This is a genomic window from Marixanthomonas ophiurae (assembly GCF_003413745.1).
Classification (GTDB): domain Bacteria; phylum Bacteroidota; class Bacteroidia; order Flavobacteriales; family Flavobacteriaceae; genus Marixanthomonas; species Marixanthomonas ophiurae.
In genome coordinates this window covers 1010479-1030596 of sequence record NZ_QVID01000001.1, presented here as the reverse complement: position 1 = coordinate 1030596, position 20118 = coordinate 1010479, and the positions used below count along the sequence as shown (strand labels likewise).

Genomic DNA, 20118 nt, shown 5'->3' with positions numbered 1-20118 from the left:
CGAAGGACATCCCAAATATATCGAATATAATCAAGTGAAATTACTTAGTCTGTAACCACTGTCCTTCACTATTTACATAAACAGTTTTCTCTTTACTGTCAGCTGTTGCAAGCATTAATTTATATTGATCTTTAGCATTTTTATATGCTTTAGATACAGTTGCTCCATCATACTTTGTAGATACAGCTTCTAAAATTGCTTTTGGTAATTCTGAAGCTTTAACCTCAGTAAATCCTTGCGCTTCTGAAGCCTGTGCTTTTTGAGCTAATGTTGCTTGATCACTTGATGCTTGAGCAATTGCTCCATCTTGTGCGTTTACAGCGGTTAATGATCCTAATGCGATTGCGATTGCGATTGCTAAAATTGACTTTTTCATAATTTTAAATTTTATAATTATTATTTCGTTTTCTAAATCTGTTCTGTATAGTGAAAAAGTAATGCCACGAAGATTACGAAGAAGATTTAACTTAACCAAAGCCCCTATCAATACTAAAACAACAACTATTCTACTTATTTTACAGCTATTTTAAAGCTGTGTAAAATCACTAAACACCTGTATAATTTTCACACAAAAAGCGTTTAATCATAAAAGAGAAATTAATTTATTTGAAGAGGTGAAAGTTGTAGACTCGAAACTATTTTTTATTAAAACACTTTTTATTCTAGACAAAAACAGCCAAGTCTTTTTAAAAATCACATAACCTTGCTCAATATAAACGTTGAAGCAAATCGAAACACTTCACAAAAGATGCAAACTTCAGAACGTATAGTATTACTTTTTAAAAACCGCGCATAAAAAAAGGGATGTCCGTTTGGACACCCCTTAAAAGTATTGAATGTGGCTAATTCAAATTATTGTCTACTTTTTTTGTTCATTTTCATTTTTTTCTTCATCCACTCACCGTCAGCACTTGCATATACTGTTTTTTGTTTTTTATCTGCTGTTGCAATAACAACTTTATATTCTCCTTTAGCATTTTTATATGCTTTAGATACGGTAGCGCCTTTAAAATCACTTGCTACTGCTTCTAATACTGGTTTTGGTAATTCAGTCGCTTTAATTTCTTTAAAGTCTTGTGCAACGGTTTCTTGAGTATCGACAGCTTTTGTAATCGTTGCTTCGTCAGTCGATGCTTGTGCTATTGCGGCATCTTGTTGTGCATTTACTGCGGTTAATGATCCTATTGCTAGTGCGGTTGCAAAAATTAACTTTTTCATAGTTTTAAAATTTTATGTTGTTATTATTATTTCTAATTCTATTCTATATAGTGAAAAAGTAGTGCCATTAAATGAAAACCTCACCTAAAACCCTTTAAAAGTACTGTTATCATTAGGATAACAAGATTTTACTTGTTTTTTAATTCAACACATAAAGTGTGTAAACATCTACACAATTGTGTAATATTCCCACAAAAAGCGTTTATTGAGAATCTATTCTGTAAAAGCCAACCTTCTACTTATTATCTGGAAAAAGCATAAAAAAGAGGATGCCCTATTGGACATCCTCAGAAGTATTGAATCTAACTACTGCAGCTTACTGCTTCTTAATCCACTCACCTTGACTGTTTGCATAAACGGTTTGTTCTGCTTTCTCAGCTGTTGCAAGTACCAGTTTGTATTCGCCTTGTTCATTTTTGTAAGCTTTAGATACAGTAGCACCTTCAAATTCTTTGGCTACGGCTTCCAATACTGGTTTTGGTAATTCGGTTGCTTTAATTTGCTTAAAGTTATCTTGGGCTGGAGCTTGAGCACTTAAAGTCGCTTTTGCTTCATTGGTAGAAGATTGTGCGATTGCTTTGTCTTGTGCTTGTACTGCTGTTAGGGATCCCAGCGTGATTGCGATTGCTAATATTGACTTTTTCATAGTTTTTAAGTTTATAGGTTTGTTATTGTTTTTTTTGTTATTTAAATTGTATAATGAAAAAGTAGTGCCACATAATAATTTTTTATAAAATATCAGTCTAAAATACTTGTTTTCAGTATTTTAAATGGTATTCGATTTTTTATAAAAAAGCGGAAAACTGTATAGAAAACAGGTACAGCTGTGTAAAAAATACACATTAACTGTATTTAATTAGTCAATTTTGGGAGGTTTGCGGTTGGCTTTTTTTAGGGCGGTATTCTTTTTTGCCTTCAACCGTTTTTCGATTGCCTTTCTTGGTTTTTTTGTTTTCTTCCTTTTTTTAACCGGTTTCAAGCTGTATTTCAGCAAATTAATCAAGCGCTCGATCACGATTGCTTTGTTGCGGTGCTGGCTTCTAGTTTCACTGCTTTGAAGGCTCAGGATTCCTTCCGAAGAGATTTTATTTTGCAGTTTTTGTTGCATCCGCTGCTTTTCTTGATCACTTAATGCTTGTGATGTTTCAATACTAAAACTCACCTCAACTTTACTGGACGTTTTATTTACATGTTGACCACCTGGGCCACTACTTCGCATGGCTTTAAAGGTTAGTTCTTTTATTAGTTTTTCGGTATTCATCTTAATTATTAGAGCGGTGTTCCGGCTGCAGTAAATCGTTTACCGTTTTTACCGGATTAAAGGTAAGTAAGGGAACTTCTACAAAAACCGAGTTCCATTTGGCCATCGCACCATTCCAAAGTCCAGGAAGTTCTAAAGCTTTTAATGGTTTTCCATCTTGCGATTTTAAGGATATAAAGCCAGTATCAGGATCGCTGTATTGTTTTAAGTCGAATTTTTCGCCCTTAAAATTTCGGATACCGCATACCAAATCTACTGGGTTAAAGTGTGTTGCTTCGTTTACAATTGCTTTTTGATGAGAATCTTCCATGTCTATTTGGGCGGTTTCCACAATCTGTAGGGTGGTTTCCCCCTCATTATTTTTCACCCAAAAAGGACCGCCTCCAGGAGCTCCCGTGTTTTTTACCACACCACAAACACGCAATGGTCTATTCAATTTTTCGTACAGTTTTTCTTTGGTTTGAGGCAATTCTTTACAGTTAAGATGGTTCCACAGAAAAGAACGGATGTCGTTTATTTCTTCTTCGGAAATGGTATCACTCGACAATTTTTCAAGAAAATCAAAAGCTTTTTCCTGCAACCAAATTAATTTACCAGCTAACATTTTTTTATACTGTGCAACCTCCTCCACGCGTTCACGAATTATTACATTGTCTATGTTTTTAATAAAAACAATATCGGAATTAACCTCATTGAGATTTTCCAATAAAGCTCCATGACCAGAAGGTCGGAAAATAAGGTTTCCATTGGTGTCGCGAAAAGGTTGATTTTCTTCGGTTACCGCAATGGTATCGGTTTCTTTTTTCTGAAAGGAATACGAAATATGAAAATTAGTCTTGGTACTCTTTGTCAACCTACTTTTTACAGCTTCAAACTCTTCTTTGAATTTCGAAACATGCGCTTCTGAAAACGTAAAGTGTAAGTACGCATTGTCTTTTGCCGAAGCATAGAAAGCGGCTTCGTATAATTGCTCTTCAAAAGCTGTGGTGTAGTATTTTTTATATTTATGAAACGGTATCAATCCTTTTGGAAGGTTTCTGTATCCCAAACCTTTTGGTTGCAACATGGCTTTTACAAAATAATGAGCCCGTTTTCCTTTTTTGCTGGTTTTATAATCTGGGTATAGTTCACGTATTTTGCTCCGCACTTCGTTTACAAAAGCAAAATCTTTTACATTACTTATAAAAACATCCAGTGCTTTATGGTTTCCCTTTTTAATGTATTTATTTAGGGATTCTTCATCAGGATCGTATTCTTTTAAAAACTGATACAAAAATTTAAACATACGCGTTGCTGCGCCAGAAGCTGGAACAAATTTTACGAGTTCCATTTGCTGCTTTTCGGCTTCAAAAAGATGGATTAGCTGTTGTTGCTTTTCTTCTGAAATAGCTTCGATTCCATTACCAATAGAAGCAGTAGTTACAATAGCTGAATACGGAATCCCCTTTGCAAAGGTTTCCAGTTGTTTTGCAACACTTTCTACGGTATGGCCGCTTTTCTCTATTTGTTTTACGTCTTTTTTGTTTAGCATACTTGGCTGTTGAGCAATCCCTCAATTATTTTAGTCGCGGTTTTCATCCGTTGTTCCACAGAACCTTTTAAGACAGTATAAGGGAGTTGTTTTTTACGTAGTTCTGCCTCAAAAATAGTAAACATTTTTAACCTATCGTTAGGACGATCTCGTAATCTGTCTGCTTCCCACGGTACATCAATATAGGTTAAAAAATAATGGTGATACTGGTTCTCTTCGGTAGCTTCTACTATTTCCGAAGGGCAAAACCCAGTATGATAGTATTCTGAATATACTTTCAGCTCCAAAAGGTTGGTGTCGCAAAACAGCAGGGTGTTGGCTATTTTGGTTATTTTATTTTCCAATGCAATCTGCCCTTTTGCAATGGGCAACAGATCGTCACGGGTAATGGTTTCATTTTTAGTTTCCCACTTTTCCTCTAAATAACCACGCATATATTCAGGCACCCATTTGGTGTTGTAATGTGTAGCCAATTGTTTGGCTAAGGTTGTTTTTCCTGTAGATTCAGGGCCATACAGCACAATCTTTATGCAATGATCCCCGTTTCCTGCGGATTGTTTAAGCGTTTTTTCCATGCGAAATAACCAGCGATTGATATAAAGACAAAAATAATATACAGCATACTGCTAATGGTGTACCCCTTGTAAAAATACAATGGGACACTTATTATGTTTCCTGCTAATAAGAAAAGCCAATTTTCAATTTTCCGTTTTGCTAAGAGCCACATTCCTACGAAAAAGAGTGCGGTGGTTAAGGTATCTACATAAGCGGTCCAACTGGTCCATTTTTCAAAAAAATCATAGACCGCATAGATAAACAATAAAGTGCCCGCAAAAATTCCTGCTGAAATATACTGTTCTTTTTTGGTTGTTTTACTGATTGGCGTATATCGAGTTGGAGTAACTTTTCGGGTCCAAATATACCAGCCGTACACACTCATTATAAAATAGTAGCCGTTTATAATCAAATCACCCAACAAACCCCATTGCCATAGCAAATACACAAAAATCGATGTGCTGACAATCCCCGTAGGATAGACCCAAATACTATTTTTCATTGAAAATAATGAAGAGGCTAACCCAAATAAAACAGCTGTGATTTCAAGTACTATTTGGTGGGTGGCATAGCCTTCGTACTGCCCGAATAAAAACTCAAAAATGGGGTTCATAGTCGCTTCGGTCTGATTTTACTATTTTTATGAACAACAGCCCTCTTTCAACAGCTTCTAGGGCTGTTTTCATTTCTTTATTGAGCAATTGCATTACGGCGTCATACTCTCCATATACTTGAGTGCTCAACGGATTTTCCTTTACAGTAAGGCCAGAGTTTCGTAAGTTTTTTATAAAATTAATAATAGCCGGCTCGTAATCATCTTGAATGGGCGTAAGTGTTAACTCTACTGAAATATTCATATTAAAATAAGTTTATAGCCAAAGGTACAGATATTACAACTTTATAAAAGGAGGAAGATCAATAAGATTACGGAGTTGATATTCTAATTAACTGGCTTTATTTTTGCAATGGTTGTACCATATCATTTCAGTATCTTTAACCCATGCGTATTTTTATATTTAGTCTACTTTTTATTCTAACAATCACATCCGTGACTGCTCAAAATGAGGCATTGGCCAAAAATTATTTTGAACAAGGCGAGTATGAAAAGGCTTTAACTATTTATGAAAAACTATATAAACAAACCCCAAACCGATTAGACTTTTTTATCGCTTTGGTGGAAGTGAACCAACAGTTGGAAAATTTTACTGCTTCAGAAAAACTACTTCAAGAAAAGTTGAATAGCCGCATGATTAATCCACAATTATATGTGGAGTTAGGGTATAACTATTCGCTTCAACAAAAAGATAGTTTAGCGAATGCCAATTATAATAAAGCGATTGAATATACGCTCGAAAGTCCTAATTATTCATACTCCATTGGAAAAGCTTTTTCGAAATATAGTTTGCTTGATTATGCAATCACTACCTATGAAAAAGCAATGGAAAATGACTCTAATAAAAACTACGATATTCAATTGGCTGAAATTTATGGCGAACAGGGAAAGTTGGAGAAAATGTTTTCTAGCTATATTAATTTAATCGAAAAAAATCCTTCTTATAAATCTAGTGCAAAGCGTAAGTTCAGTAGTTTTATTAAAGAAGAGCCGACAAACGAAGGAAATACAATCTTTAGAAAATTATTACTACAAAAGCTACAAAGCAATCCTGATGTTCTGTATAATGATTTATTAAGTTGGTTATTTATTCAGCAAAAAGACTTTAAAAAAGCATTTACACAAGAAAAAGCTATTTATAAACGCACTGGAGAAGATTTAAGTGGTATTGCCAATCTTGCTTTGGTTACTATAGCCGAAGAAGATTATGAAAATGCAAAGGAGATTGTCACTTTTATAATAGAACACTCATATACCCCAGAAGCCAAATTACAAGGCCATCAATATTTAATGAAAATTGCCTTAAAAACGACTACAAAAAACGACTATCCAGAAATTGAAAAAAAGTTTAAAGCTTTATTAGACGAATTTGGTTATGGTTCACAAACTTATGCGCTTCAAGTAGATTACAATCATTTCTTGGCTTTCAACGCTGAAAAAAAAGAAGATGCTATTTTAAATTTAAAAACACTTTTAAAAGACAGACTCACTTCGTTTCAGGAAGCACGAGTAAAAATGGAACTTGCCGATATTTTGGTATTCGATGAAAAATTTAACCAAGCATTAATTTATTATTCACAAATTCAGAAAAAAGTTAAAAATGATGTCTTGGCACAAGAAGCAAGGTTTAAAGTAGCCCAAACGAGTTATTATAAAGGTGATTTTGAATGGGCGCAAATACAATTGGACGTTTTAAGAAAATCTGCTTCCCAACTTATCGCCAACGATGCAATGGAACTTAGTTTAATGATTCGTGATAATTCGTTGGAAGATTCTACCCAAACTGCTTTGAAAAAGTATGCTCGCGCAGATTTATTGGCATTACAGAACAAAGATTTTGAAGCCATCCAAAAACTAGAAGATATCCTTACCAACCATAAAGGAGAAAAAATAGAAGATGAAGCCTTATTAAAACAAGCTGAATTATTTGAAAAAACAGAGCAACTGCAAAAAGCCGAAACTAATTACAATAAATTAATAGAATTATATCCAGACGAAATCGTTGCTGACGATGCCTATTATAGACTGGCAAAACTTTACGAGGATAAACTAGCGCAACCCGATAAGGCAAAAGACTTGTACGAACAAATAATCTATAACTTTGCAGACAGTATCTACTTTGTAGAAGCCAGAAAACGCTTTAGGACTCTACGCGGAGATGCTATTGAGTAATATGTTGAAACACAGATGACGGAGCATTAATAAAAATTAAACCTCTATGTACATATATAATGTAACTATAAATATAGACAATAGCGTTCACGACGAATGGCTAGATTGGATGAAAACAAAACACATTCCAGCAATGTTGGATACTGGAAAATTTAAAAAAGCATTAATGACCCGGGTCCAAGTAGAAGAAGAAATGGGCGGGATTACTTACTCGGTACAATACCGAACCGAAAGTAAGGAAATGCTTCAAAAATATTACGAAGAAGATGCCCAAACATTGCGAGAACAGAGCAAACCATTTGAAGGAAAGTTTGTAGCTTTTAGAACAGAGATGCAAGTTGTTAATGAACAGTAATTTTGAATAGTAAACAACAAAGCCCAAAAAACTAAAATAGTTTTAATGGGCTTTATAAGATGTACATTGCACTCACTCCTCAACAAGACAATGCACTGATTTTCAATTACTGAACGCAATATACTGTCAAAATAATTTATGCTAAAACATTCTTTATCAGTTTTTGTTTAAATGATGTTTTTTTCGTTCAACTACGCAAATAGCACCATTTTAAGGTGTTTTTTTAATTGTAGAATGCTATCCATTTCTTATTCAATAACAGTATATTTAGCCAATTACATTAATTAGTATGAGCAAACAAGTTCGAGCAAAAAAACATTTGGGTCAGCATTTTCTCCACGACGAGAATATTGCTGAAAAAATTGGGGATACACTCACCCTGCAAGGCTATAAAAATGTGTTAGAAATTGGTCCTGGAATGGGTGTGCTCACAAAATATCTGATTAAAAAGGATATTCAAGTAGTTGCAATGGATTTGGATAGCGATTCCATTACATTTCTCGAAGCAAATTATCCCAATGAAAACCTTCAAATTTTAGAAGGGGATTTTCTGAAAACAGAATTAAGTGATTTCTTTGGGGATGAGCCTTTCGCTATAACAGGCAACTTTCCGTATAATATTTCAACACAAATTGTCTTCAAAGCATTAGAAAATAGAGCGCAAATTCCAGAGTTTACAGGAATGTTTCAAAAAGAAGTTGCTCAACGAATTTGTGAGAAAGAAGGTAATAAAACCTACGGAATACTTTCAGTGCTTACGCAAGCTTTCTACGATGCCGAATATCTTTTTACGGTAAAGCCTAGTGTTTTTAACCCACCTCCAAAAGTAGATAGCGGTGTACTTCGGTTAAAGCGGAAAAAAGATTTCTCACTGCCTTGTAATGAAAAATTATTTTATAGAGTGGTTAAAACAGGGTTTCAGCAACGCAGGAAAACGTTAAGGAACAGTTTAAAAACCTTTAATCTTTCCAATAAGCTAAAAGAAGATAGTATATTTGGCAAGCGTCCGGAACAACTTTCGGTATCTCAATTTATTTCGCTCACCCAAAAGATAGAAAACGATGCAATTTCAACTCACTAATGAATTTCTTGAGCAAGTTGAACAACTCATTACCACTAGAGATGGTAGTGCGCTGCGTGAATTATTGCAAGAGTTTCACTTTGCTGATGTCGCCGAAATTTTAGAGGAATTAGACTCTGACGATGCCACGTATCTTATAAAATTGCTTGAAAGTGATATCACTTCCGAAGCTTTAATCGAGCTAGATGAGGATATTCGAGAAAAAATATTAGACCGTCTTTCCCCTAAAGAAATTGCCGCCGAACTTGAAGAAATGGACACCGATGACGCGGTGGATGTCATGGGCGAATTGGATGAAGATATCCAAAAACAAGTAATTAAAGAAATTGAAGATACGGAGCACGTTGCCGATATTGTGGAACTGCTCAAGTATGAAGAAGACACCGCCGGAGCTCTAATGGCTAAAGAGTTAGTACGAGTAAAAGAAACTTGGACGGTAGCCGGATGTGTTCGTGAAATGCGCCGACAAGCCAAAAATGTTACCCGCGTTCACTCTATTTACGTTGTAAACAAACAAGGAAAATTAACTGGAAGACTTTCATTAAAAGATTTATTGACCGCTGGTGAAAAAGCGCATATAAGTGATATTTTTATTCCGAAAGTTGACTATGTAACTGTCCATACTGAAAATGAAGAAGTAGCTCGTATTATGCAAAAATACGACCTGGAAGCTATCCCAGTAGTCGATGACAATGGCATATTAGTAGGTAGAATTACCATTGATGATATTGTAGATTTTATAAAAGAAGAAGCCGAGCGCGATTACCAAATGGCAGCCGGTATTTCTGAAGATGTTGAAGCCGATGACGGCATGCGGAAAATCATCCGAGCTCGTTTGCCTTGGCTAATTTTAGCGTTGGCAGGTGGTTTTATAAGTGTTACCGTTTTGGGCACTTTTTCCGATGCGATGGCAAAACACGCTGCGCTTTTCTTTTTCGTTCCGCTTATTGCGGCGATGGCTGGTAATGTTGGTGTACAATCGTCTGCTATTGTTATGCAAGGCTTGGCAAACAACAGCCTAAAAGATTCCCTTTTAAAACGATTGTTAAAAGAAGTTGTTTTGAGTCTATTTAATGGTTTTGTGCTTTCCTTGCTATTAATCGCCGGAGGGATTTTTATCATGGGTCTCGATTTTAAATTTGGTCTTACTATTGCCATTTCTTTAATTTCCGTAATTATAAGCGCCTCTTTAATAGGAACTTTTGTCCCTATTATTTTAGATAAACGCGGTATAGATCCCGCTATGGCAACAGGTCCCTTTATTACTACCAGCAACGATATTTTGGGTATCTTGATTTACTTTACTATTGCTAAATTAATTTTAGGATTTTGAACTCGGTTTTCTCATATACGTTTCAAGTACCAAAATCGGCTATCGATGTTAATGGTCACGTTAATAATATCACCTATTTAGAATGGTGCCTTGATATTGCTGAAAAGCATTGGTTTTCAAAAGCTCCTAAAGAAACACACAACACCTACTTTTGGGTTGTTTTAAACCACTTTATTGAATATAAAAACCCATCTTTTGAAGGTGAAGAATTACAAATTGAAACTTGGGTAACTTCTGCCGAAGGCGTAAAAAGTGAGCGACACTACAAGATTTTCAGAAAAAGTGACGATAAAGTAATGGTCACTGCTAAAACCCTTTGGTGTTTTGTTGAACTGAAAAGCCAAAAGCCTACACGTATTACAGAAGAAATTCGTAATTTGTTTCTATAAACTGAAACAAATTGAAGACAATAAACCTTCAGGAAAAACTCAAATCATTTAGCAAACACTGGCACCCGCATCAAATAGCTGTTGTGGACGATATGCAAGTGCTACTCGCCAAACTAAAAGATGAATTTGTATGGCACAAACACGAAGAGGAAGACGAGCTATTTTTCGTTCAAAAAGGAACCCTCGAAATGCATTTTCGGGATACCGTTGAAATTGTAAAAGAAGGTGAACTAATTGTTGTTCCTAAAGGTGTGGAACATTGCCCAAAAACTCAAAATAACGAAGAAGTACACGTACTGCTATTTGAAAAACTGGTCACAAACCACACAGGAAACGTAATCGATAAAAAAACAGTTTCTGACTATCCAAAAATCTAAACTATGAAAATTCTTCACTTAGATAACAACCATCCGCTTTTATTGGAGCGCCTAGCAGAAGCTGGTTTTAATAATGAAGAAGATTATACGTCTTCAAAAGAAGAAATTGAAAAAGATATTAGAAAGTATAATGGTATTGTTATTAGAAGTCGCTTTAAAATTGACAAACAATTTATCGATGCTGCCAAAAACCTGAAATTTATCGCTCGTGTTGGCGCCGGACTAGAAAGTATCGATATTGACTACGCCGAAAGCAAAAACATTCATTTAATCGCAGCACCCGAAGGCAATAGAAATGCCGTTGGAGAACACGCCTTAGGAATGCTATTGTCATTATTTAACAATTTAAACAAAGCCAATACAGAAGTAAAAAACGGACAATGGAACCGTGAAGCAAACCGAGGCACCGAATTAGACGGTAAAACGGTTGGGCTTATTGGCTACGGAAATATGGGCAAAGCGTTTGCCAAAAAACTACAAGGTTTTGACTGTACCGTGCTGTGTTACGATATTAAGGACGATGTTGGTGATAAACATGCTACCCAAGTTTCGCTTAAGACACTTCAAGAAATGGCAGATGTTTTAAGCCTTCACACCCCTTGGACACCTTTGACCGATAAAATGATTGATGCAGATTTTATAAACAACTTCAGCAAACCGTTTTGGTTTATTAATACTGCAAGAGGGAAAAGCGTCGTAACTTCCGATTTGGTTTCAGCCTTAGAAAATGGAAAAATTTTAGGCGCAGGCCTTGATGTGCTTGAATATGAAAAATTATCTTTTGAATCGCTTTTCGCTGATAAAGATATGCCACAACCGCTTCAGCAGTTATTGCAGCTTGAAAACGTATTGCTAAGCCCGCACATTGCTGGTTGGACAGTGGAGAGTAGAATAAAATTAGCAGAAACGATTGTAGAAAAGATATTAGATAAATTTAAAGAACTAACAAAATGAAAAAAAGAGTCACAGGTCTAGGTGGATTTTTCTTTAAAACCAAAAACCCAAAAACCGTAAAAAACTGGTACAACGAACATTTAGGATTAAACACCGATGAATACGGCTGTACGTTTTGGTGGAAAGACGAAGAAGGCAACAAATGCTCAACTCAATGGAGTCCTTTTGATGAAAAAACAGAATACTTTAAACCCAGTGAAAAAGAATTTATGATGAATTTCCGGGTTGAAAACTTAGTTGAATTGTTAAAAGTGCTTAAAGAGGAAGGCGTAACTATTGTAGGTGAAATGGAAGAATATGATTATGGAAAATTTGGATGGATCCTTGACCCTGAAGGAAATAAAGTTGAACTTTGGGAACCTATTGATAGTGCTTTCTTAGATTAATTTTTCATACTTTTACGTAGTAAACAAAAAATAACCAACTACAATCATGGAAGAAAATAAAAACGAAGGCTACGATAGCACTAAAAAAAACACCGACAATACGGCCGAGAACTTTGAAAACGAAGCTAAAAACTCGGCTAATGAATTTAAAGAAGGCTGGAACCAAGCAACCAATAACGGCGACAATAAAAAATTAATGGCAGGTATTTTAGCTATTGTTTTAGGCTCTTTAGGTATCCACAAATTCATTTTAGGCTATAATAAAGAAGGTATTATACTGCTTGTAGCCACCTTAATTGGATACGCCACCTCTTGTTTAGGCGTAGGATTCTTTATTTTAATGGCTACAGGAATTGTAGGTCTTATTGAAGGTATTATCTACCTTACCAAAAGCGACGAAGAATTTTACAACACGTACCAAGCTGGACAAAAACCTTGGTTTTAAAATCTATTTAAAAAAGCTTTCAGTTTTTCAACTGAAAGCTTTTTATTTTATTTCAATATGAAGTAATCCTTACTTTTCTCGATAGCATGTACTAACCTGTACACGTTAAAATTCTACACTTTAAGGTTTCATTAAAACTATTTTAGGTCTTTAATCGTATATTTAATGTACTTTGCCGTTTTTTTAAAGCATTAAAAAACTGCAATAATATACAGCTAATTGTTAACCACGTTAATATTATAAAATTTAGTTTTAACTCCCCAATTTAGTAAGCTAATGGAAGCCAATGCCCAAAACAACCTACAATTAAATGAAGACAACCTAATATTCAGTTTCATGCAGGAAGCTGCAAAAATTGGAAGTTGGGAAGTAGATCTTATAGACAATACGATTTTTTGGAGTAAAGTCACAAAAGAAATTCACGAAGTTGAATCAGATTACATGCCAATCCTTGAAGAAGGTATAAACTTTTATAAAGAAGGAGAAAATAGAGAAAGAATAACCAAACTCTTTAATAACTGTATAGAAACTGGTGAAAAATTTGATGGAGAATTTCAAATAATAACTTCCAAAGGGAAAGAAAAATGGGTGCGTTCTATCGGCGCAGCGGTTTTTGATAAAAATGATTCTTGTGTAAAAGTACACGGGATTTTTCAAGACATTCATGAAAAAACAAAGGCCTCTAAAAAGTTAGCCCTTAACGAAGAGCGTTTTAGAAAAATATTTGAATATGCCGCCAATGGCATGGCATTGGTAGACTTAGACGGTACGTGGCTTCAAGTAAATGACACGCTATGCGAGATGATTGGCTACACAAGTGAAGAATTTTTAAAATTGACCTTCCAAGATATTACTCACCCTGACGATTTATATTCTGATGTGTCTTTATTACAAGAAATGCTCATTAATGAAAGGGATAGCTATAAAATTGAAAAAAGATATTTTCATAAAAACGGTTCCATAATTTGGGCGTTGTTGTCGGTTTCGTTAGTTAAAAACAGCAAAGGAAAACCACAGTATTTTGTATCTCAAATAAACAATATAACAGAGCGAAAAAAGACTGAAGTAAAAAATAAATCGCTACTCGAGGTTACCAAAGACCAGAATATGCGGCTTCTTAACTTTGCGCATATCGTTTCGCATAATTTACGTTCCCATTCCGGTAACTTAGAGATGCTACTCAATTTAATGGAAATGGACCTGCCCGAATCTACCGAAAATGAATTTTTCCCTATGCTGAAAACTGCGGTAGATCATTTACAGGAAACCATCGAAAATCTAAATGAAGTTGCTGTTGTAAATACCAAAACAACTGAAAACTTAACAACATTAAGTTTGTCTCATTATATTGAAAAATCGATTGACAGTATAAAACCTCAAATTCTGGAGAATAATGCCACTTTTAAAAATAACGCAGATAAAAACATTAATATAAAAGGGATACCCGCATATTTAGATAGTATATTTTTAAACTTCTTCACAAATGCTTTAAAATACAAAAGCCCAGAACGTACTCCCTTAATAACAATAAATACAGAAATTAAGGACGAATTTGTACAGGTAAAAATTGAAGATAACGGTTTGGGCATCGACCTAAAAACGTATGGTGAAAAACTATTTGGCATGTACAAAACCTTTCATCAACATAAAGATGCTAGGGGTTTAGGCCTTTTTATTACTAAAAACCAGGTTGAAGCCATCGGCGGTAAAATTGAAGTTTTAAGCAAAATAAACAAGGGAACTACATTTATTATATATTTACAACATGAAAAAAATTGATCTAGCCTGCATAGTTGACGACGACCCCATTTTTGTTTTTGGGGCTAAGCGAATGATGCAACTATCTAATTTTTGCAATGGCTTTCTTATTTTTAACAATGGAAAAGATGCCCTTAACCATCTTACCCCAATCATGGTAGGAAACTCTAAAGAGATCCTCCCTGATATAATTCTATTAGATTTGAACATGCCAGTTATGGACGGATGGCAATTTTTAGATGAATTCATTAAAATAAAAACCACAAAAAAAGTTATAATTTATATCGTCAGCTCTTCCATAGATCCTGCAGATTTTAAAAAATCACAAAAATATTCGCAAGTTAAAAACTTTGTCATCAAACCTATTTCTGAAGATAAAATTAAATTCATTATGGAAGATTTGACTTCAGAATAGTTTCTTTCTTATATCTTTTCAGTAGTTTTAATACGTTTGTTTTGAAAGGTTTTCATAGCCTCTTCGACATACGTATAACAAAAAAACTACTTCTATGGCTACAAAAAAACCAGATTTCAGCAATCTTAAAGTACTATACATTAATTGCACACTAAAGCAATCTCCTAGAATGAGCCACACCCGTGGTTTAATAGATGTTTCGGCAAATATTATGGAGGCCGAAGGGGTTTCAGTAGAAATTATCCGCTTTGTAGATTATGAAGTAGCTCCCGGCGTTTATTTTGATATGACCGAACACGGTGCTAAAAAAGATGCGTGGCCCGAACTCTGGAAAAAAGTGGATGCTGCCGATATTTTAATAATTGGCACCCCAATTTGGTTAGGTGAAAAGTCTTCCGAAGCCACCAAACTTATTGAAAGGCTCTATGCTATGAGTAGCAAACAGAATGAAAAAGGACAGTATTATTTTTATGGAAAAGTAGGTGGTTGCATTATTACCGGTAATGAAGACGGTATAAAACATTGCTCGATGAATATTTTATATTCCTTACAACACGTTGGCTATAGTATTCCCCCTCAAGCTGATTGTGGCTGGATTGGCGAAGCAGGCCCCGGCCCAAGTTATATGGACGAAGAAAGTGATGCAAAAAACAACAGTTTTACCAATCGGAACACCACTTTTATGACCTATAATCTTTTACATTTAGCTAAAATGCTAAAAGACCAAGGAGGATATCCCGCTTATGGAAACTCACGTGGTGATTGGGATGACGGCACTCGATGGAATTTTGAAAATCCAGAGTATCGTTAATTTCTTTCCTTTCATATATTATTCTTTATAAGTACATTACTAATGTAAAAATCAATGGATGGGAAACAAAAAACAAAACTTTGCCCGTTTCGGAGTTGCAACTAAAGGATTAGTCTATTTTTTAATTGGAGGCCTTACCGCTTTGGGAGCTTTTGGACTTGGTGGAGAAAAATCTGGCAGTAGCAATGCATTGGATTTTATTTCGCAACAAGTTTTTGGAAAAATTTTACTCATAATTACAGCTGTTGGGCTTATTGGCTATGTGTTTTGGAGGTGGTATCAAGCATTTGCCGATCCAAAAGGTGCAGGAACAGATTTCAAGGCAATAGTTAAGCGAGTAAGTTATTTTATAAGTGGTACTTTTTATGGTCTTTTAGCTTTTTCAGCGGTTAAACAAATAATAGGTAACAGCTCTGGAGGTGGAAGCAGTAGCTTTCTAATAAAATTATTTGACTATACAGTAATTGTAATTATAATTGGTTTAGCATTAGTAGGAAAATCGATTTATGAGTTTTATCAAGCCTATTCTGGGAAATTCCGGGAAGAAGTTGATGAGTCTGGATTGGGTCATAAAGCAAAAAAAGGGGTTATACATGCTGGAAAAATTGGTTTTACCGCCCGTGGTATTGTTGTAGGGATTATGGCTTTTTTAATGTTCAGAGCCGCTTTTTCAACTTCTGGTGAAAAGGTCGATAAAACACAAGCTTTTGACTTTCTTCAAAATGAATTTGGATCTTTGGTACTGGGAATAATTGCTCTTGGTTTAATTGCTTACGGGGTGTTTATGTTTATTAAAGCCAAATACAGTAGTTTGAGTGTAGATTAATCTATTCTTCTTCTTTGGTTTTTCCGTTGGCATACTTTTTTTCCAACTCTTCTTGAAATTCTTCCATAACGGGTTTAACGGTACTTTCAGGTAAGTCAGCTATTCGAATATACATTAAACCATCTACCGCATTATTGAACAGCGGGTCTACATTAAAAGCTACTACTTTTGCATTTTGCTTAATGTATTTTTTTATCAAAACGGGAAGTCGCAAATCGCCTGGTTCTACTTCATCAATTATTTTATCAAATTTGTTAAGATCGGCTTCACTTTCATCAAAAATAAAGTCTTTATCGGCATCTTTCAACGTTACCTTATATTCCTTTTTAGGTTTAATATATTGCGCCACATACGGATCGTAGTAGTTTGATTTCATAAATTCAATCATTAAACTTTTACTGAAATCGGAAAACTTATTACTAATACTTACTCCACCGATTAAATATCGATGGTTTGGAAATCTAAGCGTAGTATGTACAATTCCTTTCCATAATAAGAAAAGTGGCATCGGTCTTAACTGATATTCTTTAATGATAAAAGCGCGTCCCATTTCGATGCTTTTACTCATCATAGGATATAATTCTTGATCGAACCTAAATAAATCTTGTAAATAGAAACCATCGATACCAAATTGCTTAAAAATTTGTTCGCCAAGGCCCATACGGTAGGCTCCAGCTAGCTTTTTGGCATCATTATCCCATAAAAACATATGGTGATAATAGGCATCAAATTTATCAAGATCGACAGCATTATTGGTTCCTTCTCCTACTTCCCGGAACGTAATTTCTCGTAAACGCCCTATTTCACGAAGTATATTGGGTATCGTTTCGGCTTGAGCCAAAAACACCTCGTAATTTTTACTAATTAGTAACCTTTTATCATTTTTACGTAGCTTTTCAATTTCGGGCTCCAAGGCTTCTAAAGGAATAGGTCCTGCAATTTTTTTGGGCAATTTTGGTATTTTTAAAGATTTTGGAATGGTATCCAGTAATTTTTTCTTCTGAAATGGATTGGCAAGAACATACGTTTTTCTTCTTAAAAAGTTTGTGAAGTCTTCCAACGATTCAAGCTCAGTTTGATCTTTTACTGAAATTGCGTTCCCAATACGCACTTTAATAACGCGTTCTTTTTGGGTTAGTAATTCAGAAGGTAATTTAGCTGTCCGTAACGTATCGTTCAGCTTCGCCATTCTATAAAACATCTTACTATTCTTGGCATGAAAATAGATAGGAACCACTGGAACCTCTGCCTTTTTTATCAATTTCATAGCGGCTGGTTCCCAAGGCTTATCTACTACCAACTTATCATCTCTATACGTTGAAACTTCCCCAGCAGGAAATATGCCCAAGGGGTGACCTTCCTTTATATGAGCCAAAGCGTGTTTAAAGCCCATTAAACTTGATTTCACATCCTTTCTGTCTTCAAAAGGATTTACGGGCATCACATATGGTTTTAGCGGTTCAATTCTATGTAGTAAAAAGTTTGCAATAATTTTAAAGTCGGGACGATGCTCTAATAACAACTTCAGCAAAAGAATGCCGTCTATACCTCCCAATGGGTGATTAGATATCGTTATAAAAGGACCTGTTTTTGGAATTCTTTTTAAATCTTCTTCTGGGATTTCAAAATTAATTTCAAATTCTTCTAAAAGGGCATTTATAAATTCAAGATCGCTTAGGTGTTTGTTACGATCATAAATTTTGTTGAGGGTAGAAATGTTCAGTACCTTCATTAAGGACCAGCCCATAAAAGTGCCCAAAAAGCCGAGGTTATCGACATTAATGGCTTTGGCCACTTCTTTAGCATTCACTAATCCCATAGAATTTTTAATTTTGAATCTAGTATGGTTTATACCTTACACAAATATAGCGAAAGCAATTCAACTAATTTTCAACAATAATTTGAACGGTGTCCCTACTTTCTTGTTTTAATAATACGTTTCTGTTTTCGATCAACGCTTTAATTTCAGAGGGAACAGAATGCCTAACGGTGTATAATGTTACCCCTTCATTCCATTTAACTTTAAACTTTTCGCGAAGTTTCACTAATAATTCATCTAACTTATCGTACTTATTATCAACGCAAACCGAAAAACTTATGGCCGAATTTTGAATTAATTCCACCTTCATTTTATACTCGTGTAACCATTTAAAAACATCGCCTATATTGTCTTCCATCATAAAACTGAAATCCAACGATGAAAGTGAAATAAGTACTTGGTTATTTTTTAAAATAAAACAAGACGTTTGAGGGTCTAAGGTGACGCCTTTACCTACGCAAGTCCCTTCATCTTGGGGATTATAAAATGATTTTACATACAACGGAATCTCTTTTCGTTGTAAAGGCTGCAAGGTTTTCGGGTGAATTACAGAAGCGCCGTAAAAAGCAAGCTCAATCGCTTCACGATACGATATTTTATTCAACAACTGCGTTTTACTGAAATATCTCGGGTCGGCATTTAACACACCCGGTACATCTTTCCAGATAGTAACGGATTCGCCATTTAAGCAATAGGCAAAAATTGCTGCGGTGTAATCACTCCCTTCCCGCCCTAGTGTAGTTGTGAAGTTATTTTCGTGTTCAGCACCTAAAAATCCTTGTGTCACTGTAATTCCGGTAGGGGACACATTATCGATAATTCGTTTTTGTGTCACTTCCCAATCTACTTTGGCATCACGATAATTAGCGTCGGTTTTAATACAGCCGCGAACATCTAACCAAGTGTTTTTAATGTTTTCTTCAGAAAGATATGTCGAAACAATTGTTGTAGATATCAACTCACCGTAGCTTACTATTTGATCATAAACAAAAGCGTGATTTTTCGATTTTGAAGAGACTAAAAACCCTTTTAATTGATTAAGAAGGCCTGATATGGCTTTATAAATAACGTGTTCCTGATTAGGGAATAACTCTTTTAAAATATCGTAATGATATGTTTCAATAGTTAAAAGATGGTCTTTTAACGTATCACTTTTTGCTAAGTGTGCGGTAACTACTTCTTCCAACGCATTGGTCATTTTGCCCATTGCCGAAACTACAACTACTAAATCTTTTTCTCCGGTTTTTTTAAGTACGGTTGTTACATTTTGAACTCCCTGAGCATCTTTAACCGATGCCCCTCCAAACTTAAATACTTTCATCTATAAATTTTCAACAAAGTTTTTAATTCCTTCTTCATCCATTTGTACTGTGTACCATTGTTTTTGAAGCGAAGCTCCTGTATCTTCATAAAACTTAATAGCGTTTTTATTCCAGTCGAGTACAATCCATTCTATACGTTTTACGCCGTGTGAAGCGCCAAATTTTATCACTTCAGAATAGATAGCAATACCCAAACCTTCTCCACGGTATTCTTTTTTAACCATTAAATCTTCTAAGTGGAGTGTTTTACCTTTCCACGTAGAAAATCGAAAATAAACCAATGCCATTCCCACTACTTCGCCATCTTCCTTTTCAGCAATAAAACAATCGAACAATGGATCATCCCCAAAACCTTCTTTCACTAAGTCTTCTGAAGTTATTTCTACTTCGTGTTCCATTTTTTCGTAATCTGCTAGCTCCTTTATCAAGTGCAATACGGCAGGCATGTCTTCTTTAGTACTTTTGCGAATGTTGAAATCCATCTTATTTTTGGTTTA

24 protein-coding genes are annotated in these 20118 nt (G+C 35.1%); 13 read left to right on the top strand and 11 right to left on the bottom strand.

Translation table 11 applies throughout. The annotated features are described in order from the left end of the window. Positions 1-40 precede the first annotated feature (40 nt). The 8 genes from DZ858_RS04675 to DZ858_RS04640 form a co-directional block, all read right to left on the bottom strand. Positions 41-376 (bottom strand): hypothetical protein, encoded by a 336-nt coding sequence (locus DZ858_RS04675; protein WP_147309571.1) that lies wholly within the window; start codon positions 374-376, stop codon positions 41-43. 476 nt (positions 377-852) lie between these two features. Then, a complete protein-coding gene (locus DZ858_RS04670; protein ID WP_117158363.1) occupies positions 853-1218 on the bottom strand; it encodes a hypothetical protein in 366 nt (121 codons plus the stop codon). Between the two features lie 316 nt (positions 1219-1534). Next, positions 1535-1864, bottom strand: a complete 330-nt coding sequence (locus DZ858_RS04665; RefSeq protein WP_117158362.1) for a hypothetical protein — start codon at positions 1862-1864, stop codon at positions 1535-1537. A 210-nt stretch (positions 1865-2074) separates the two neighbouring features. After that, the gene (gene arfB / locus DZ858_RS04660) at positions 2075-2479 is read right to left on the bottom strand and encodes an alternative ribosome rescue aminoacyl-tRNA hydrolase ArfB (RefSeq protein ID WP_117158361.1); all 405 of its coding nucleotides are present in this window, start codon (positions 2477-2479) and stop codon (positions 2075-2077) included. 1 nt (position 2480) lies between these two features. Beyond that, positions 2481-4010: a DUF4301 family protein gene (locus tag DZ858_RS04655; RefSeq protein ID WP_117158360.1), complete on the bottom strand. Its 1530-nt coding sequence runs from the start codon at positions 4008-4010 to the stop codon at positions 2481-2483. Beyond that, the gene (locus DZ858_RS04650) at positions 4004-4585 is read right to left on the bottom strand and encodes an AAA family ATPase (RefSeq protein WP_117158359.1); all 582 of its coding nucleotides are present in this window, start codon (positions 4583-4585) and stop codon (positions 4004-4006) included. The genes DZ858_RS04655 and DZ858_RS04650 overlap by 7 nt, the downstream gene beginning before the upstream one ends. Beyond that, positions 4537-5178 carry a nicotinamide riboside transporter PnuC gene (gene pnuC / locus DZ858_RS04645; protein WP_117159520.1) on the bottom strand — a complete coding sequence of 214 codons (642 nt, stop codon included), beginning with the start codon at positions 5176-5178 and terminating at the stop codon, positions 4537-4539. The genes DZ858_RS04650 and pnuC overlap by 49 nt, the downstream gene beginning before the upstream one ends. Continuing rightward, positions 5162-5422, bottom strand: coding sequence for a thiamine-binding protein (locus DZ858_RS04640; protein ID WP_117158358.1), 261 nt, complete (start codon positions 5420-5422; stop codon positions 5162-5164). The genes pnuC and DZ858_RS04640 overlap by 17 nt, the downstream gene beginning before the upstream one ends. 143 nt (positions 5423-5565) lie before the next feature. Between DZ858_RS04640 and DZ858_RS04635 the strand changes: the two genes are divergently transcribed. From DZ858_RS04635 to DZ858_RS04575, 13 genes are all read left to right on the top strand, one after another. Further along, positions 5566-7350 carry a tetratricopeptide repeat protein gene (locus DZ858_RS04635; RefSeq protein ID WP_117158357.1) on the top strand — a complete coding sequence of 595 codons (1785 nt, stop codon included), beginning with the start codon at positions 5566-5568 and terminating at the stop codon, positions 7348-7350. 46 nt (positions 7351-7396) lie between these two features. Continuing rightward, positions 7397-7705 (top strand): DUF4286 family protein, encoded by a 309-nt coding sequence (locus tag DZ858_RS04630; protein WP_117158356.1) that lies wholly within the window; start codon positions 7397-7399, stop codon positions 7703-7705. Positions 7706-7994: 289 nt separating this feature from the next. Continuing rightward, positions 7995-8786, top strand: a complete 792-nt coding sequence (gene rsmA, locus DZ858_RS04625; protein ID WP_117158355.1) for a 16S rRNA (adenine(1518)-N(6)/adenine(1519)-N(6))-dimethyltransferase RsmA — start codon at positions 7995-7997, stop codon at positions 8784-8786. Next, positions 8767-10119, top strand: coding sequence for a magnesium transporter (gene mgtE / locus DZ858_RS04620; protein WP_117158354.1), 1353 nt, complete (start codon positions 8767-8769; stop codon positions 10117-10119). The genes rsmA and mgtE overlap by 20 nt, the downstream gene beginning before the upstream one ends. After that, on the top strand, positions 10116-10508 hold the full coding sequence (locus DZ858_RS04615) for an acyl-CoA thioesterase (protein ID WP_239990717.1): 393 nt from the start codon (positions 10116-10118) through the stop codon (positions 10506-10508). Before mgtE ends, DZ858_RS04615 begins: the two co-directional genes overlap by 4 nt. 11 nt (positions 10509-10519) lie before the next feature. Continuing rightward, positions 10520-10885 (top strand): cupin domain-containing protein, encoded by a 366-nt coding sequence (locus DZ858_RS04610; protein WP_117158352.1) that lies wholly within the window; start codon positions 10520-10522, stop codon positions 10883-10885. A gap of 3 nt (positions 10886-10888) precedes the next feature. After that, the gene (locus DZ858_RS04605; RefSeq protein WP_117158351.1) at positions 10889-11839 is read left to right on the top strand and encodes a 2-hydroxyacid dehydrogenase; all 951 of its coding nucleotides are present in this window, start codon (positions 10889-10891) and stop codon (positions 11837-11839) included. After that, positions 11836-12225 carry a VOC family protein gene (locus DZ858_RS04600; RefSeq protein ID WP_117158350.1) on the top strand — a complete coding sequence of 130 codons (390 nt, stop codon included), beginning with the start codon at positions 11836-11838 and terminating at the stop codon, positions 12223-12225. Before DZ858_RS04605 ends, DZ858_RS04600 begins: the two co-directional genes overlap by 4 nt. Before the next feature lie 46 nt (positions 12226-12271). Then, positions 12272-12670 (top strand): TM2 domain-containing protein, encoded by a 399-nt coding sequence (locus DZ858_RS04595; protein WP_117158349.1) that lies wholly within the window; start codon positions 12272-12274, stop codon positions 12668-12670. Between the two features lie 276 nt (positions 12671-12946). Next, positions 12947-14449, top strand: a complete 1503-nt coding sequence (locus tag DZ858_RS04590; RefSeq protein ID WP_117158348.1) for a PAS domain-containing sensor histidine kinase — start codon at positions 12947-12949, stop codon at positions 14447-14449. After that, on the top strand, positions 14436-14843 hold the full coding sequence (locus DZ858_RS04585; protein ID WP_117158347.1) for a response regulator: 408 nt from the start codon (positions 14436-14438) through the stop codon (positions 14841-14843). The genes DZ858_RS04590 and DZ858_RS04585 overlap by 14 nt, the downstream gene beginning before the upstream one ends. A 94-nt stretch (positions 14844-14937) precedes the next feature. Continuing rightward, entirely contained in the window at positions 14938-15654 is a 717-nt protein-coding gene (locus tag DZ858_RS04580; RefSeq protein ID WP_117158346.1) for a flavodoxin family protein, read from the top strand. A 58-nt stretch (positions 15655-15712) separates the two neighbouring features. Further along, entirely contained in the window at positions 15713-16480 is a 768-nt protein-coding gene (locus DZ858_RS04575) for a DUF1206 domain-containing protein (protein ID WP_117158345.1), read from the top strand. A gap of 1 nt (position 16481) precedes the next feature. On the opposite strand, the gene DZ858_RS04570 is transcribed toward DZ858_RS04575, so the two are convergent. From DZ858_RS04570 to DZ858_RS04560, 3 genes are all read right to left on the bottom strand, one after another. Next, on the bottom strand, positions 16482-18299 hold the full coding sequence (locus DZ858_RS04570; protein ID WP_117158344.1) for a GNAT family N-acyltransferase: 1818 nt from the start codon (positions 18297-18299) through the stop codon (positions 16482-16484). A 64-nt stretch (positions 18300-18363) separates the two neighbouring features. Beyond that, positions 18364-19620 carry an aspartate kinase gene (locus DZ858_RS04565; RefSeq protein WP_117158343.1) on the bottom strand — a complete coding sequence of 419 codons (1257 nt, stop codon included), beginning with the start codon at positions 19618-19620 and terminating at the stop codon, positions 18364-18366. Continuing rightward, positions 19621-20103 (bottom strand): GNAT family N-acetyltransferase, encoded by a 483-nt coding sequence (locus DZ858_RS04560; protein WP_117158342.1) that lies wholly within the window; start codon positions 20101-20103, stop codon positions 19621-19623. Positions 20104-20118 lie beyond the last annotated feature (15 nt).